At 31.1% G+C, this 16,637-nt stretch carries 15 protein-coding genes; 6 read left to right on the top strand and 9 right to left on the bottom strand.

Features of this window, described 5'->3' with window-relative positions; all coding sequences use genetic code 11:
• The first annotated feature begins 42 nt into the window (after positions 1-42).
• The gene (locus JM82_RS14990; protein WP_145005872.1) at positions 43-2,328 is read left to right on the top strand and encodes an inorganic phosphate transporter; all 2,286 of its coding nucleotides are present in this window, start codon (positions 43-45) and stop codon (positions 2,326-2,328) included.
• 281 nt (positions 2,329-2,609) lie between these two features.
• Complete coding sequence (locus JM82_RS14985) at positions 2,610-3,464, top strand: OmpA family protein (protein WP_145005869.1); 855 nt, start codon at positions 2,610-2,612, stop codon at positions 3,462-3,464.
• Between the two features lie 56 nt (positions 3,465-3,520).
• Here JM82_RS14985 and JM82_RS14980 read toward each other — a convergent pair whose 3' ends face one another.
• From JM82_RS14980 to JM82_RS14955, 6 genes are all read right to left on the bottom strand, one after another.
• Entirely contained in the window at positions 3,521-4,267 is a 747-nt protein-coding gene (locus JM82_RS14980) for a CPBP family intramembrane glutamic endopeptidase (protein WP_145005866.1), read from the bottom strand.
• Positions 4,267-4,773 carry a zinc ribbon domain-containing protein gene (locus JM82_RS14975; RefSeq protein ID WP_145005862.1) on the bottom strand — a complete coding sequence of 169 codons (507 nt, stop codon included), beginning with the start codon at positions 4,771-4,773 and terminating at the stop codon, positions 4,267-4,269. Before JM82_RS14975 ends, JM82_RS14980 begins: the two co-directional genes overlap by 1 nt.
• A gap of 84 nt (positions 4,774-4,857) precedes the next feature.
• Entirely contained in the window at positions 4,858-5,808 is a 951-nt protein-coding gene (locus tag JM82_RS14970; RefSeq protein ID WP_145005859.1) for a hypothetical protein, read from the bottom strand.
• A gap of 401 nt (positions 5,809-6,209) precedes the next feature.
• Positions 6,210-8,690, bottom strand: coding sequence for a ribonucleoside-diphosphate reductase subunit alpha (locus tag JM82_RS14965; protein ID WP_145005856.1), 2,481 nt, complete (start codon positions 8,688-8,690; stop codon positions 6,210-6,212).
• Between the two features lie 214 nt (positions 8,691-8,904).
• Positions 8,905-9,885, bottom strand: coding sequence for a ribonucleotide-diphosphate reductase subunit beta (locus tag JM82_RS14960; protein ID WP_145005853.1), 981 nt, complete (start codon positions 9,883-9,885; stop codon positions 8,905-8,907).
• Positions 9,886-10,636: 751 nt separating this feature from the next.
• Entirely contained in the window at positions 10,637-11,206 is a 570-nt protein-coding gene (locus JM82_RS14955; RefSeq protein WP_145005851.1) for a DUF3109 family protein, read from the bottom strand.
• 154 nt (positions 11,207-11,360) lie between these two features.
• Here JM82_RS14955 and JM82_RS14950 point away from each other — a divergent pair, with 154 nt between their 5' ends.
• The 3 genes from JM82_RS14950 to JM82_RS14940 are packed head-to-tail and all read left to right on the top strand — an operon-like array spanning position 11,361 to position 12,774.
• On the top strand, positions 11,361-11,942 hold the full coding sequence (locus JM82_RS14950) for a MarC family protein (protein WP_145005848.1): 582 nt from the start codon (positions 11,361-11,363) through the stop codon (positions 11,940-11,942).
• A gap of 29 nt (positions 11,943-11,971) precedes the next feature.
• Positions 11,972-12,169 (top strand): hypothetical protein, encoded by a 198-nt coding sequence (locus JM82_RS14945; protein WP_145005845.1) that lies wholly within the window; start codon positions 11,972-11,974, stop codon positions 12,167-12,169.
• Complete coding sequence (locus JM82_RS14940) at positions 12,169-12,774, top strand: FAD-dependent oxidoreductase (protein ID WP_145005842.1); 606 nt, start codon at positions 12,169-12,171, stop codon at positions 12,772-12,774. The genes JM82_RS14945 and JM82_RS14940 overlap by 1 nt, the downstream gene beginning before the upstream one ends.
• On the opposite strand, the gene JM82_RS14935 is transcribed toward JM82_RS14940, so the two are convergent.
• The 3 genes from JM82_RS14935 to JM82_RS14925 form a co-directional block, all read right to left on the bottom strand.
• Entirely contained in the window at positions 12,771-14,363 is a 1,593-nt protein-coding gene (locus JM82_RS14935; RefSeq protein WP_145005839.1) for a S41 family peptidase, read from the bottom strand. The two genes, JM82_RS14940 and JM82_RS14935, sit on opposite strands and share 4 nt — an antisense overlap.
• The gene (locus tag JM82_RS14930) at positions 14,363-14,794 is read right to left on the bottom strand and encodes a deoxycytidylate deaminase (protein ID WP_028284186.1); all 432 of its coding nucleotides are present in this window, start codon (positions 14,792-14,794) and stop codon (positions 14,363-14,365) included. Before JM82_RS14930 ends, JM82_RS14935 begins: the two co-directional genes overlap by 1 nt.
• Positions 14,795-14,911: 117 nt before the next feature.
• The gene (locus tag JM82_RS14925) at positions 14,912-15,502 is read right to left on the bottom strand and encodes a HupE/UreJ family protein (RefSeq protein ID WP_145005836.1); all 591 of its coding nucleotides are present in this window, start codon (positions 15,500-15,502) and stop codon (positions 14,912-14,914) included.
• Positions 15,503-15,660: 158 nt separating this feature from the next.
• Between JM82_RS14925 and JM82_RS14920 the strand changes: the two genes are divergently transcribed.
• Entirely contained in the window at positions 15,661-16,632 is a 972-nt protein-coding gene (locus tag JM82_RS14920; RefSeq protein WP_145005834.1) for a type I phosphomannose isomerase catalytic subunit, read from the top strand.
• Positions 16,633-16,637: the final 5 nt, after the last annotated feature.

Here is a 16,637-nt window from a genome sequence, read left to right as displayed (position 1 = left end):
AAAACAGTAAAGATATTTGCAAACTTATTTTAATTAAAAACTATGGATAATATTTATTTATTTATGTTGATTGCCATAACAGTATTAGCAATCGTTGATATTGTTGTAGGTGTTAGTAATGACGCCATCAACTTCCTAAACTCAGCTATAGGCTCCAAAGCTATTTCTATGCGAACTATCATGATAGTTGCTAGTTTAGGTATCTTTATTGGTGCTGTATTTTCTAGCGGAATGATGGAAGTAGCACGTAAAGGTATATTTGTACCTGCTATGTTTAGTTTTGAGGAGATCATGTATATATTTATGGCAGTAATGATTACTGATATTTTACTACTTGACTTTTTTAATACATTAGGTTTACCAACATCCACTACTGTATCCATTGTATTTAACCTACTTGGTGCAGCAGTTGTAATGTCATTAATTAAAATTAGTGCTTCAGACACGCAAACATTTGCTGATTTAGGCAACTATATTAACACTAAAAAAGCTGTCGAAATTATTACAGGAATTGTAATGTCTGTCTTTATAGCATTTACTGTTGGTTCATTAGTACAATGGGTATCGCGTTTAATTTTCACTTTTCAATACGAAAAAAAATCTAAATTTTTTGGAGCTATTTTTGGCGGTATATCATTAGCTTCAATAACTTACTTTATCTTTTTAAAAGGTCTTAAAGGGACTCCTTTTTACAATAGCATTAATAGTGTTGTAGAAGGAAACGAATTATACATACTAATAGGAAGCGTTATTTTCTGGACTTTATTTTCTTATATTTTTCAAAAAATAACTAAAAAAAGTGTTCTAATTATAGTAATAGCAGTTGGTACATTTGGATTAGCATTAGCCTTTTCTGGAAATGACTTGGTAAATTTTATTGGTGTCCCTATGGCAGCTTACCACTCGTTTGAGGCGATGCAAACAGCCTTTGCTACTTCAGGAACATTACCAGCAGATTTCTCTATGGCAATTTTAGAGAAAAAAGTACCAGCCGAGCCTTTATTATTGTTTGTTTCTGGAGCTATAATGGTATTAACGTTATGGTTTTCTAAAAAAGCTAAAACAGTAGCCGAAACTGAAATTAACTTATCTAGCCAAGGCGATACGCATGAAAAATTTGAACCTAACATGTTATCTAGAGGTATTGTAAAAGGAACCTCAGCTTTATCTGATTACTTTAGTGCAATTGTACCAAAATCAACGCAAGCAAAAATTGACAAAAGCTTTCAAAAGCCTACTGCTAAAGCTTTAACTAAAACACAAAGTAAAGATTTACCAGCTTTTGATATGATTAGAGCATCTGTTAACCTTATGGTGGCTGGTGTATTAATTGCAATTGCAACATCTATGAAACTGCCTTTATCTACAACCTACGTAACGTTTATGGTCGCAATGGGTACATCCTTTGCGGATCGTGCCTGGGGACGCGAAAGTGCTGTATATAGAGTCGCTGGTGTATTAAATGTAATTGGTGGTTGGTTTGGAACTGCTATTGGAGCCTTTTTTGCTGCAGGTACAGTCGTGTTTTTAATAAAGTGGAATCCTAAAGTGATGACACCAATATTATTATTATTAACTGCTATTTTACTAGTTAGAAATTATTTATCACACAAAGAGACGTCTAACAAAACTGCTCCAGAGGATAGCTTAACAGATTCAGAAAGCAGCTCTGTACAAGGTGTTATTCACGAAAGCGCCAAAAACATTGCTAACGTTGTAAAAAGAGGAAACAAAATTTACACTAACGCTATTAATGGTTTAGCTAAACAGGATAGCGCATTACTTAAAAAGAATAAAAAACAAGTTATTAAACTGTCTACAGAAGTAGATGCACTTAGAGATAATATCTTTTATTTTATTAAAAATTTAGATGAATCTAGCTTAAACGCAAGTAACTTTTACATCAATATTTTAGGTTATTTACAAGACATGACGCAGTCGTTAGACTACATTACTAAAATGAGTCATAAACACGTAAACAACAATCATAAAAAATTAAAGTTTAGTCAAATAAAAGAGCTTAAAGAAATTGATGCACGTTTTGATTTGTTTTTCAATAATACACAAAACGCCTTTAATTCACGCTCATTTGAACAAATAGGAGATATTTTAGGAAGAAAGAATGAAATAATGGAACTTGTTTCCTCTAAAATCATTAAACAAGTAGAGCGTACAAGAACTGAAGAGTCTAGTCCAAAAAATACAACCTTATATTTTAATTTATTATCAGAAACTAAAGATTTACTTAGTGCTACTATGAATCTTTTAGAAGAGTACCATAATGCTCATGATGCATCTGTAACTCCTGCAACTTTAGAAGAGGAATAAATTAAATACCATTTATAATAAAAAGCTACCCTTAATCAGGTAGCTTTTTTTATGTCTATATATCAATAGCAAATACTTTAAGCATAGTCCATACCACTTTATGGAATTCAAAATTTAAAAAAAACAAAGACTTAGCCTGACCTAATTAAAACCATAATAAACAAGTGTTTACAGCCCAAAAACTAAACTGAAAGCACACATCGTTTTCAATAAACCCAAGATTAAAACATCCAAAACAGCTTAGCATTCGTAAATAGAATAACTAAAAAATTAATGTATTTATGAAAAAAACATCAATAGCCTTATTCGCTTTAGTAATATTGTCATCATGCGTTTCTAAAAAGAAATTTGTCGCATTAGAACAAGAAAAAGGACAAATAACTAGCGAGCTACAAAAGACTCAGGTTGAAAAAGAAGAATTAGAAGCTAAATTTGCAAAAATTGAAGCTAGAGTAAATGAGTATAATTCTAAAATCAATAATCTGACTGATGAAGTAGGTGTTTTAACTGAAGAAAATCAGACTAAATTTGACGCAGTTGGAAACAAAGCTGTTATTTCAGAAAAAGCTAAAGTTGGTATGCGCGAAACTTTAAGTCGTGTTAGTCCAGAAGTAATGAAATATGTTACGACATTAGAAGACTCAATGAACATGGCTTTATCATTAAACTTAAAACGTTTTGTTGACACTACAGATTTAGATGAAAGTGATGATATCGCGATTAGCATCGAGGAAACTGTAGTTATGATATCTATTTCTGATAAAATGCTTTTTAATAGCGGAAGCTACAGAATTAGCAAAAAAGCAGACAAAATATTAAAAAAATTAGCTGACGTTATAAACTCTGAGCCAAGCTTAGATGTTATGATTGAAGGTCATACAGACTCTAGAACAATCAGTACAGATAAAGTAGCTGACAACTGGGATTTAAGTGTATTACGTGCCACTTCTGTAGTTAGAAAACTACAAAAAGACTTTGGTGTTGCACCAGAAAAATTAATTGCATCTGGTAGAAGCAGCTATAAACCAGTTACAGATAACGACACTAGCGAAGGACGTTCTAGAAATAGACGTACGCGTATTTTAATACTGCCTAACATTGATAAGTTTTTTGCTTTAATGGCACAACAAAACTAGTTAGACACAACATATATTTTAAAAAAAGCATTCAATTTTGGATGCTTTTTTTGTATCTAAAAGTTATAAAAATTGTAATAATCAATCATTAAGATTATAAAATTATGGATAAAGTGAATAATCATGCCTAACCAAAGTGTGTTATAGCGACTTCTTAAAAACCCTAACAATAATCCAAAAGGAAAAATCCATAAAAAAGAAAATATTGAAAAGTGAATTACCGCAAATAAAAACGCTGTCGCTATTATAGTAAGCCTAGTACTTGTCACCTCTTTTAAGGCATTAAACAAGACGCCTCTAAAAGCCAACTCCTCTATAACTGATGGCATTAAGGCAATAAATAGTGTTGCCCACAATAAAGGATAATCCAAGTACAAATACTCTTGAAAATAGTTTACAGATGCACCATCCGCAACAAAACTATTAATAAAACCAATAAAAAAGTAAACAAAAGTGCTTGTTAATATTGGTGTAACAATCGCAAAAGCAAGATGCTTAAGTTTTAAATCTTTGTAGTTGTATAATTGTAAAACGGGTTGTAAATCAAACGACGCAAAACCAATCACAATGCACGCAAAGCCTAGGACTGTAATAATTTCGGCCTCTAAATTATTAGGAAACGTGATATCTATGTAATAAACTAACAACATATAAACCAACATTGCTATATAAAAACCAATAATGGTAGACACCTTTTTAAGCTTATTGGTAGACACATTTTTTACAACAGACTGTCCGCATTGCGAACAAAATTTAACTTCTGTTTCAAAAATATAATTACAATTTTTACAGAAAATAGACATTACGCAGCTTTATTAATTGAGGATGCAGAGTAAATCCCTTTGGCTAGATATCCAATGATTAATATTTTCCAGATTATTCCTGCTACTAATGTTAAAGGATCTGCAATAGCTGTAATAATTATTAAAGTTAGATATAACAATAATCCTAAAATCAAGGCTATTAAAGGTCTTTGTTTAGACCAAAAACCCAAAATGACGTAAACAATACTAACTACCAAGTTAATGCTTAAAGGTACTATATCTTCAGTTTTATAATAGATAAAAAAACCAAACACAGTAATAATACCTGCAATTATGAATAAGGTTTTTCTGGCCGATTTTATTTTCTCGTAAGCATTGTCCGTTTTACGCTTATCCATTACGCGTTTAGCATAAAACTTAGCAATGTCCTGATCGCTACCCTTTATTGGATATCCACATTCAGAACAAAAAGAGGCTTCTTCCTTTGCTGGCGTTTCACAATGTTTACATTCTGATTGTAATATTATACTTTGCGGTATTTCCATTAACACTTTACTTTGGTTTAGTAATATAGTATTTATTGCAGTTTTTGAACAAAAAAAAGCATCCGAATGTGGATGCTTTTATTATTATGCTGCCTCACTTAAACTTAGAGAGTCATAATCCAAAATCTCATGGATTAAATCCAAAGCTACTTTCTTCATGGAAGAATATTTCGGCAAACCTCCTTCAAATTCTAACCTTCTAGAGACATCAATATTAGATCTCATTTTAGATTTATCTTTGATATAAAGAGTTTTAGACGATCCATTATGACAAATCTCGAAAGCAATTTCGTCTACTAAATATTGTTTGAAAAAAGAAATCTTCTCTTCCTTATTTAAGTTAGAGAAAAACAATCTACCTAGCTCATATTTAATCTTCTTGTTTTCAGTCTTAGTTTTAAACTTTAACTCTCTCACATCTTCATCACCAGAATACAAATCAAGATTATCAAACAAGTTTAATTGTACATCTTGTAATAAACCATAATTAATTAACCTTACTTTTTTAAGTTTCCCTTTATCAATCATATTGGATAAATAATTAAAATTTAAGCCAGGTGTTATCTTAACTCTAAAATCTTGATAACCGGATTCGTTTAAAAATTTTTGTAATTGTCTTTCAAAAACCTGTTTTACACCATGATTAGCTTTACTTTCAAACACTAAATACCCAAATTTTGAACTCTTTGGAATATGAATATATGAAAACACTCTTCTACTCTGTAATTCTTCTTCTTTGACTACATAATTAAGATTATTTAGCTGACTTCGAATTTCTAGACTTTCACCACTATAGGCAGAATCTAAATACGAAACCACAATTCTATTATTTTCATGAAATTCAATATCTGAAGTTAATGAAAAAGCTCTTTTTTTACCTTGATTATCGTAATAATCAATCTTTTGCTTCTGTAAAGAGTTATAATATTGATTACAAATTTTCAAAAAATCAGTTTCTCCATTAAAAAGGCTTAATATTTGCTCTTCTTTGACTTTATTTAAGAGCGCCACTCTGTAAATTGTATACGTATACATATATATTACTTTTAAAATTTTTAAACATCACTATTAATGTTTGTTAGAATTAATAAAGTAGAACGTTTATTTTGGAAGAGAGCTTCAATTTATTACATTTGTAAACTGAAAATAGAGGGGAGGTTTTCCTCAAAACTCTTTTTTTTAAAATACATGGGGTTCCAATCCAAATATTTAAATTACAAAACAGGGATGTTCTACAATGATATCCCTTTTTTTATGTCTTTTCTTTACCTCAAATTAATATTTATTAAATTATTAATTACTCTAAATTTCACTCTTTTCGATTCATAAATACATATAAATCAAATAGTTAAGCAGCTTTTTCGTTTTTCAAAAAGGCACTAAAAAAAGTACCTTGAGCAATTCAAGGCACTTTTATATTAACACTTAATTTTTATTTAAGAACCACACATTAAGCAATCATCACCTTCAGCATCTTTAGCTTGAGCGATTAAAGCTTTCATTTCTTCTGGTGTCATTGGTTCTGCTTCTGCACTAGATGTATTTGCAAACTTAGCTGCTGTATTAGCTGCTTTTTGTTGTTTTTGAGCTACACCATCATTTTCTGCAACCTCAACCGTAGCTTTTACTTCTACCGGTTCTGCCTTCTTTATTTTTGTAACCGTCATTTTTTTAGCATCTACTGCACTCTTAGATCTTAAGTAGTACATTCCTGTTTTTAAACCGCTTTTCCATGCGTAAAAATGCATAGATGTTAGTTTAGCCATAGTTGCACCTTCTAAAAACAAGTTAAGCGATTGTGATTGATCAATAAAATAACCACGTTGTCTAGACATATCAATAATGTCTTTCATGCTTAACTCCCATACGGTTTTATATAAATCCTTTATGTCCTGAGGAATAATATCTACATTTTGAACAGAACCGTTAGCTCTCATGATTTCGTTTTTAAGATTATCATCCCATAATCCTAAGTCTACTAAATCTTCTAGTAAATGCTTGTTTACTACAATAAACTCTCCTGATAATACACGACGTGTGTAAATATTAGAGGTGTAAGGTTCAAAACATTCGTTATTACCTAATATTTGACTTGTAGATGCTGTTGGCATTGGTGCTACTAATAATGAGTTACGCACACCATGTTTTTTAACATCGCTTCTTAATTTATCCCAATCCCAACGTCCACTCAAAGTGTCCTCTTGGATATTCCATAAATTGTGTTGGAATTGTCCTTGACTAATTGGTGATCCTTCATAGGTTTGGTATGGTCCATCTACTTTTGCTTCTTCCATACTTGCTGTTAAAGCAGCATAGTAAAGGGTTTCAAAAATATCTTGGTTTAATGCTTTTGCTGCATCACTAGTAAAAGGCATACGCAATTTAATAAACGCATCTGCCAATCCTTGCACACCTAAACCAACTGGTCTATGACGGAAGTTTGAATTTTCTGCTTCTTTAACAGGGTAGTAATTTCGATCAATTACTTTATTTAAGTTTTTAGTAACACGCTTAGTAATACGGAATAACTCTTTATGGTCAAACTCTCCGTTTTTAATAAACATTGGTAACGCTATTGACGCTAGATTACATACAGCAACTTCATCCTTAGAAGTATACTCCATAATCTCTGTACATAAGTTAGATGACTTAATAGTCCCTAAATTTTTCTGGTTTGACTTACGGTTTGCTGCATCTTTATACAACATATAAGGAGTACCTGTTTCGATTTGAGATTCTAAAATTTTCTCCCAAAGCTCACGTGCTTTTATAGACTTACGTCCTTTACCTTCTGCTTCATACTTAGTATATAGTGCTTCAAACTCTTCGCTATGTACATCAGATAATCCAGGACATTCGTTTGGACACATTAATGTCCACTCTGCATTATCTTGGACACGTGCCATAAATAAATCTGGCATCCACATGGCATAAAATAAATCACGCGCACGTAACTCTTCCGCTCCTGTATTTTTCTTTAAATCTAAAAAACTAAAGATGTCTGCATGCCAAGGCTCTATATACATTGCAAAACTACCTTTACGTTTTCCTCCACCTTGATCCACATAACGCGCAGTGTCATTAAATACCTTTAGCATTGGTACAATACCATTACTAGTACCATTTGTACCTGCAATATAGCTACCTGTAGCACGTACATTATGGATTGACAATCCTATACCTCCTGCAGATTGTGATATTTTAGCGGTTTGTTTTAATGTGTCGTAAATACCATCTATACTATCGTCTTGCATTGCTAATAAAAAGCATGAAGACATTTGTGGTTTTGGCGTACCAGAATTAAAAAGTGTTGGTGTGGCGTGTGTAAAGTATTTTTTAGACATCAGCTCGTATGTTTCGATAGCTGCTTCTAAATCGTTTAAATGGATACCTATAGAAACACGCATTAACATATGCTGTGGTCTTTCGGCAATTTTCCCATTTAGTTTTAATAAATATGAACGCTCTAAAGTTTTAAACCCAAAATAATCATAACTAAAATCACGATTATATATAATAGTCGAGTCTAATCTATCTTTATTCTCCATGATCACGTTATACACCTCATCTGACAATAAAGGAGCTTCTTTACCTGTTCTTGGGTTTACGTACATGTATAAATCATGCATGACTTCACTAAATGTTTTTTTAGTGTTTTTGTGTAAGTTAGATACTGATATACGAGCAGCTAAACGTGCATAATCTGGATGAGATGTTGTCATTGTTGCAGATACCTCTGCAGCTAGATTATCTAGTTCACTAGTAGTAACTCCGTCATATAATCCTTCAATTACACGCATAGCAACTTTTAATGGATCTACAAGTTCGTTTAAACCATAGCACAATTTACGCACTCTGGCAGTTATTTTATCGAACATTATTTGCTCTTTTCTTCCGTCTCTTTTAATTACATACATACTTTACACTGTTTATTATTCTTTTCTGGTTTGCCTTTCAGAAAAGGGGTTAACTTCTTGACCTAAATATAGACCAACCTGTTTTTCAATAGGTTAGTTATTTAAGTATTAATTATTTTTTTTGGGTTGGGTATAAAAAGTTTGTCAAGCGTTGCATGCAATGCTATAACAACTAAATAATCCAATAAAAATTATCTACGATTAGATTTCGGTATTAAAAGTCGAAATCCATATTGTATTTATCCTCATCAACTTCTTTGTTCATAACACCAGCCTTTTGGTAATCACCAACTCTTTTTTCAAAAAAGTTAGTTTTTCCTTGTAGTGATATCATTTCCATAAAGTCAAATGGATTAGCGGTATTATATACCTTATCGCAACCTAAGTCATCTAATAAACTATCGGTTACAAACTCAAGATACTGAGTCATTAAATTAGCATTCATACCAATTAAACTTACTGGTAGAGATTCTGTTATAAATTCTCTTTCAATGTTTAAGGCATCTACTATAATTTCTTTAATACGTTCTTTTGGCACTTTATTGACTAAGTGGTTTTCATGAAGGTGTACTGCAAAATCACAGTGCATTCCTTCGTCACGAGAAATCAACTCGTTAGAAAACGTTAAACCTGGCATTATACCACGTTTTTTCAACCAAAATATAGCACAAAATGAACCTGAGAAGAAAATCCCTTCTACTGCTGCAAACGCAATTAAACGTTCTGCAAAGCTAGGAGATTCTATCCATTTTAGTGCCCAATCTGCTTTTTTCTTAATAGCCGGAAACGTTTCAATAGCATTAAATAAGCCATTTTTTTCAGTTTCATCTTTAACATAAGTATCAATTAATAATGAATACGTTTCACTATGTATGTTTTCCATCATAATTTGGAAACCATAAAAGAATTTTGCCTCACTATACTGTACTTCGTTTACAAAGTTTTCAGCTAAATTTTCGTTAACAATACCATCGCTAGCTGCAAAAAATGCTAAAACATGTTTGATAAAGTAACGCTCATCGTCATTTAATTTTTCTTTCCAATCTGAAATGTCTTGGTGTAAATCAATCTCTTCTGCTGTCCAAATACTAGCCATAGATTTTTTATACCACTCCCATAAATCATGGTGTTGAATAGGAAAAATTACGAATCTATCTTTATTTTCTGCTAAAATTGGCTCTACTTCTTGCGACATTGTACTATGTTTTTCTGTGATTATAATATGCGATTATTTGCTTTGACTTGGGACTAACAAAGATTGGAAATAATCTATGATTTAAAAAGCTTGTTTAAGCTAAATGTTTTCAAAGTTTTTAACATCGATTGTTGAAATGTAGGTCTACAAGTGGCTGTTGTTGATGTTTCGGATTTTTTAACATTTTAATATTTTTTTAACATTGAAATTAAACGCTTAAAACACATAAACAAACAAAAATAAGTTGTAATTTAATGGTCATTTTTTTTACATCAAATTTAAAATACATACTAAACTTCTAACTGACTAACACTCTAGTCACTATGCAACCTTTAACAAAAAATACTTTTGTAGCATCTTATTTATCAGCGACATACAACTAAACCTAAAAGATTTGTTTTGTTTGCATTATTAAAAATAAAATACGTAGATGGCATAAAAAAAATGAAATTGAGATTATTATTACTTTGTAAATTATTACAATTAATACCACAAAAACGTTAACACTAAAAGCACACAAAACGTATTTTACAACAAACGCTAATTAGTATCAAAACTTGATATAAATAGTGTTAAAAAAAGATTGTTTTTATTTGAATAGAGCATTACAAAATTATCTCACTTTTTCTTTTTAAATTAAGTTAAAAAGAGTTGAGATTTTAGTCTTAAATAGTAAAGCTTTTTTTACTTTTCTTTAAGAGAATTAAAGTATGATTTTTATAGTTTAATTAAAGCTATTGGCAGAGCCGAATTATTTAGACATTTTTTCGGCAACTTTTTCAAGTTCTGTATACCAATCTTCTCCAAATTTTCTAATAAGTGCTTCTTTAACAAATTTATAAACTGGTACTTGTAATTCTTTACCTAAGGTACAAGCATCATCACAAATATCCCATTTATCATAGTTAACAGCAGAAAACTCGGTATAATCCTTAACTCTTATTGGATACAAATGACAAGAGACTGGTTTTTTCCAATCTACATCGCCTTGATTATAGGCTTCCTCAATACCACAAAGCGCAGTTTTTTTCTTATCAAAAATAACATAAGCACAATCTGCACCATTAATTAAAGGGGTTTCTATATCTCCAAAATCGGTAACAATAGACGTTCCCTGAGCTTCAATTGCAGCAATACCTTCTTTACGTAAATAGGGTTTTACTTTTGGGTAAATGTCTTTTAATATTTGAGCTTCATCTTTAGACAAAGGTGCACCAGCATCTCCATCAATACAACATGCGCCTTTACATGCAGAAAGATTACACATAAAATCCTTTTCTATTATAGCCTCAGACACTATAGTTTTACCTAATTGAAACATAAAATAACTTAACTTATTTTTTTACAAATATAAACCATCTAAATAAAGTAAGCGCTATAATTTTAAAACTAGAAACTTATTCATTGTTTAGCACTAAAATTCAATGAATTAAGACTACTTTTGCAAAAAAATAAATAAATTAAAATTATACGTTATGCCAATAAATTTTAAAGAAATATTTACTGTATTTATGGTGCTTTTTGCTGTAATTGATATTGTAGGTAACATTCCAATAATTATTGATTTGCGTAAAAAAGTTGGTCATATACAAAGTGAAAAAGCATCAATTATAGCTGGAATTATATTAATCTCATTTTTATTTTTAGGAAAAAGCATATTAAATCTTATTGGTATTAATGTCAGCTCATTTGCTGTAGCAGGATCATTTATATTATTTTTTATTGCTTTAGAAATGATTTTAGGAATAACCCTATACAAAGAAGAAGACACTAACCCTTTAACTGCGTCTGTATTTCCGTTAGCTTTCCCACTAATTGCCGGACCAGGTAGTTTAACTACATTACTATCTTTACGTGCTGAGTATGATATTAAAAACATAATAATAGCTGTAATTTTAAACGTGATTGTAATTTACATTGTTTTAAAAACATCTAAACGCATTGAGCGACTTATTGGTCAAAACGGAATTAGCATTATTAGAAAAGTTTTTGGAGTCATCTTATTAGCAATTGCTGTCAAACTGTTTACCGACAATATCAAAGTACTTTTAACCTAATTGTTGTATTTTTATAAAAATTTATTTTAATGAAACTATTTACATACATCACAACTATAATATCTGTTGTTTTAATAATATATAATGCTACAAACCTTAATTTTTCTGCATTATTTGAAGGAAAAAGCATTGTTGCAATAATCACCATACTAGCCTCGTTATGCGCTATTTGCCTAGTACATATTTTACGTATCTCTAAAAAAATAGAAGTTAAAAGTAAAAGCTAATGGATTTTGATACGATAATAATTGGTGCTGGAGCTGCAGGATTATCTTGCGCATTAATTTTAGGTTCTGGACTTAAAAAACCTTTTGCTGAAGGAAAAAAAGTTGCATTAATTACGCATCAAAAAAATTCGCATTTACAAAATGCATTGTTTAATAATGTTTTAGGACTAAAACCAGGCACTTTAGGAAAGGACTTACTTGAAGAAGGTATATTACAATTATCGCAATTATATCCTGAAGTTATACAAATTGACAAGGAAAAAGCAGAGCAAGTTATTGAAACAGAATCTGGCTATAGCATTGTTACAAACAAAAAGACTTACACAACAAAACGTGTTGTTATTGCTGTTGGCTACACTAATTTATTAACCATATCTGGATTAGAAAACTACGTTAAACCACATCCAAAAGCTGCGATTGAAAAAGATAGGATTTGGCTAGAAAACATAGACCATCTAATAAAACACAACCTTTATGTTGCTGGAACTTTAGCTGGTTGGAGAAGTCAGTTTGCTATTGCTTCCGGAAGTGGAGCACATGTAGGAACCGATATTTTAACTTTATGGAATAATGGCAAACACACTAAGGTGCACGATAAAATTTAATTTGCACTATTAGATAAGTCAATAACTTTATCAATCATTATATCATGCTTGTTTAATATTTTAAAGTAAGCACCAAAACCATATAACTGTTCTGCTAGAGTAGCTTTTAAATAATGTTTAACCTCTTCCTTATAAGCTACAAATACGATGTTAGAGCGTGTTTTGATTTTTAAAAAATCTTCGAAAGATTTTACAACTTCGTCCGTAATTTTAAAGTTATTAAAAAAGTCTTGCCTAGACATGTTTTTATAAACGTCACGTTCTTTTTCTAGCTCTTCAAAAATAAAATTATTTAACAATCCTCTTTTTTCTAAAAAAGTCAAGGTTTCGTTTAGCATTTTAGTGTCATACGGAACAAAAACATCAGGTATTATTCCACCTCCACCATAAACGATATTTCCCTGAGGTGTTGTATACTTCAAGGAGTCTGCTACTTCAATTTTACTTTCGTCTAAAAGCTCTCCACTGTTTAGGCGATCAGAATAATCGTCATAATAATCTCGGTTACCATTGTCGTAAGATCGTTGTATAGATCGACCAGTTGGTGTATAATATTTAGACACTGTTAATCTTACTGCACTTCCGTCTCCTAATTTCATTTCGCGTTGCACCAATCCTTTACCATAAGAACGTCTACCTACAATAGTCCCTTTATCATTATCTTGCAAAGCACCTGCAATAATCTCTGAGGCAGAAGCAGAGCTTTCATCTATCATTACATACACCTGTCCTTTTTCAAAGTCACCACGTTTGGTAGCATAGCTCCTATCTTCTTTTCCTTTTTTATTTTTAGTGTAAACTATTAACTTATCATCTTCCAAAAACTCGTCAACAATATTTACAGCTACTTCTAAAAAACCACCTGGATTACCTCTTAAATCTAAAGCTAAACTGGTCGCTCCTTGCTTCTTTAAATTTAGTAATGCTTTTTTAAATTCTGTAAAAGTACTTTCTGCAAATCGGTTAATTTTAATGTAACCTAACTTATCTGTTAGCATATATGCTGCATCTACGCTTTTAATTGACACCTCATCTCTAGTCACATTAAAAGTTAACAGCTTAGGCTCTCCTTTTCTAAAAACCTCTAAAAGCAACTGTGTGTAGCGTTCACCTTTTAATTTATCAATCAAGGTATCATTATCATAGCCACCACCTAAAAGCGACTCGCCATTTGCAGATATAATCCTATCTCCTCCAACAATACCTACTCTTGCGCTTGGACCATTTTCAATAGTTTTGATAACCGTTATGGTATCTTTAAATGTGTAAAAATTAATACCAATACCTACAAAGTTACCTTTCATGTTTTCGGCAACTTTTTGCATATTTTCTTTTGGAATATAAACTGAATGAGGATCTAGATTCCCCAAAATTCCATTAACGGTAACGTCTACAATACTATCGGTATTTACATCTTCAACATACTCATAATCAATATAATCTATTAACCTATTAAGTTTATCCTTTTTACTATTAGATGTAAACAACCTGTCTGATGAATCACCAAAATTTAATTTCCCACCAATAAAGATTCCTGCTGCAATTGCAACACCTATAACTAAAGGAAAATATATTTTGGATTTGGACATTAGTCTTCTAATTGTTCGATTAATTGGATATCTATTCCAGCTTTTTCTAAAAATTTTAAGCCTGAATTATCTTTGTATCCTTGATTATATACTACACGTATTATGCCAGCTTGATGTATTAGCTTACTACAATCTTTACATGGTGACATTGTAATGTACAATGTTGCACCTTTACAAGATTGTGTAGAAGACGCTACTTTTAAAATTGCATTAGCTTCTGCATGTAAAACATACCACTTTGTGTAACCCTCTTCGTCCTCGCAAAAATTTTCAAACCCACTTGGTGTACCATTATAACCATCTGAAATAATCATTCTATCTTTAACTATAACAGCTCCTACTTGTTTACGCTTGCAATAGGATAGCTTACCCCATTCTGTAGCTATTCTTAGATAAGCTTTATCGTATTTGAGTTGTTTTAAGTCTGACATAATTAAGTAATAGAAATTATAACGCATAAAAAGATGCGCTTAGATATAAACGAAGATACTCGCTTCATATTTTAATCACAATTTTAAATATGAAGTTTATGAAAATTTTAATGATAATTAACCTAAAAACGGACTGTTTAACAACATAGGAATTACTAATCCAACAACAATTGCAGAGATTACCATAACCCAATCACGCTTAGAAAATCTAAATACAGTTTGAAAAATGTAACTTAAAAACAAGACTACAAAAACAATTATAATTTGAGCAATCTCTATACCTAATGCAAACTCTACAAGTCGCAATAACTTACTATCGCCTTGATCTAAACTCATCCTAAACTCTCTAGCAAAACCAAAACCATGTACTAAACCAAAAAACAAGGTAGACACAAACAAAAGTCCAATTTTTTGGCTTTTAGCAATCTTACCTGCTGTAAAGACATTGTAAACAGCTACAATTAATATAGTAACAGGAATCAAAAACTCAATTAAATCACCATCTATTTTTACTTTTCCGTAACTAGCCAAAATCAAAGAGATAGTGTGACCAACAGTAAACATTGTAACTAGCCACAATACGCGTTTCCAATCTTTAAAAAGATATGGCACTGCCAAAACAATTAAAAATAAAACATGGTCATAAGCGTTGATATCTAATACATGGTTAATACCATACTGTACATTTATCCAAAATTCTTGGAACATATAAATTAGGTTTTAGGGTTGTGGTAAATATACATAAAAACAAAAACGCTAGCCAAATTATAAGCACGATACAGATTAAAAAAAAGACTTTAGTAAAAAACTATAAAATATAGCGATAGTTTGGTAAATTTGAACTCAAAACATCACCTTTTATACCTATGGAATTATATCCTTTAAAATTTCAACCGCTTTATAAATACAGAATTTGGGGAGGCGAAAAACTAAAAACTGAGCTTGGTAAAAACTATTCCAAAAACATGATAGGTGAGTCTTGGGAAGTATCTGACGTTAATAATGACGAAACGACTGTATTAGAAGGTCCACTTCAAGGGTTGACTTTAAAACAATTAATCCAAAAATATAAAGGCGATTTTTTAGGCGAAACCGTTTATACTACATTTGGAAACAACTTCCCTTTGTTAATTAAATTTATTGATGCAAAAACGCCTTTATCAATACAAGTTCATCCAAGTAACGAAGTCGCTAAATCACGACACAATTCTTTTGGAAAAAACGAAATGTGGTATGTTATGCAAGCCGAAAAAGAGGCTGAATTAATCATTGGATTTAAAGAAAACTTATCTCCAGAACAATATGAACAACATTTAAAGGATGGTAAGCTATTAGACGTAATGAACCATGAAGTTGTAAGTAAAGGAGATACTTTTTATATTCCAACAGGACGTGTCCATGCTATTGGAGCAGGTGTGTTGTTAGCCGAAATACAACAAACATCTGACATTACATACAGAATTTACGACTACGACAGAGTTGATAATAGTACAGGTGAAAAAAGAGAATTACATAACGATTTAGCTAAGGATGTCATAGATTTTTCCGTACACGACACCTACAAAACACACTATAACAAAACGACTAACCAATCTAATGATTTAGTTCATTCAGCCTATTTTAAAAGCAATTTTATTAAAATTGATGGTACACTAAATAAAGATTACAGCAATATAGATTCGTTTATAATATACATATGTGTTGAAGGAAACGTAGAAATTGAGTGGAAAAAGGATGTTTTTACCTTAAAAAAAGGTGAAACAGTATTACTTCCTGCTAGTATTAAAAACATTTCTTTATCTTCAACATCTTGTGAGTTACTAGAAGTTTATTTATAACAATT

The sequence above is a fragment of the Olleya sp. Hel_I_94 genome (assembly GCF_007827365.1).
In the GTDB taxonomy this organism is placed as follows: domain Bacteria; phylum Bacteroidota; class Bacteroidia; order Flavobacteriales; family Flavobacteriaceae; genus Olleya.
Note: the sequence above shows the minus strand (reverse complement) of the source record. Positions and strands in the feature narration are given on the sequence as shown.

Coding starts and splice junctions, on each gene's coding strand:
- JM82_RS14990 (WP_145005872.1), top strand. CDS start 43: ATGGATAATATTTATTTATTTATGTTGATTGCCATAACAGTATTAGCA.
- JM82_RS14985 (WP_145005869.1), top strand. CDS start 2,610: ATGAAAAAAACATCAATAGCCTTATTCGCTTTAGTAATATTGTCATCA.
- JM82_RS14980 (WP_145005866.1), bottom strand. CDS start 4,267: ATGTCTATTTTCTGTAAAAATTGTAATTATATTTTTGAAACAGAAGTT.
- JM82_RS14975 (WP_145005862.1), bottom strand. CDS start 4,773: ATGGAAATACCGCAAAGTATAATATTACAATCAGAATGTAAACATTGT.
- JM82_RS14970 (WP_145005859.1), bottom strand. CDS start 5,808: ATGTATACGTATACAATTTACAGAGTGGCGCTCTTAAATAAAGTCAAA.
- JM82_RS14965 (WP_145005856.1), bottom strand. CDS start 8,690: ATGTATGTAATTAAAAGAGACGGAAGAAAAGAGCAAATAATGTTCGAT.
- JM82_RS14960 (WP_145005853.1), bottom strand. CDS start 9,885: ATGTCGCAAGAAGTAGAGCCAATTTTAGCAGAAAATAAAGATAGATTC.
- JM82_RS14955 (WP_145005851.1), bottom strand. CDS start 11,206: ATGTTTCAATTAGGTAAAACTATAGTGTCTGAGGCTATAATAGAAAAG.
- JM82_RS14950 (WP_145005848.1), top strand. CDS start 11,361: ATGCCAATAAATTTTAAAGAAATATTTACTGTATTTATGGTGCTTTTT.
- JM82_RS14945 (WP_145005845.1), top strand. CDS start 11,972: ATGAAACTATTTACATACATCACAACTATAATATCTGTTGTTTTAATA.
- JM82_RS14940 (WP_145005842.1), top strand. CDS start 12,169: ATGGATTTTGATACGATAATAATTGGTGCTGGAGCTGCAGGATTATCT.
- JM82_RS14935 (WP_145005839.1), bottom strand. CDS start 14,363: ATGTCCAAATCCAAAATATATTTTCCTTTAGTTATAGGTGTTGCAATT.
- JM82_RS14930 (WP_028284186.1), bottom strand. CDS start 14,794: ATGTCAGACTTAAAACAACTCAAATACGATAAAGCTTATCTAAGAATA.
- JM82_RS14925 (WP_145005836.1), bottom strand. CDS start 15,502: ATGTTCCAAGAATTTTGGATAAATGTACAGTATGGTATTAACCATGTA.
- JM82_RS14920 (WP_145005834.1), top strand. CDS start 15,661: ATGGAATTATATCCTTTAAAATTTCAACCGCTTTATAAATACAGAATT.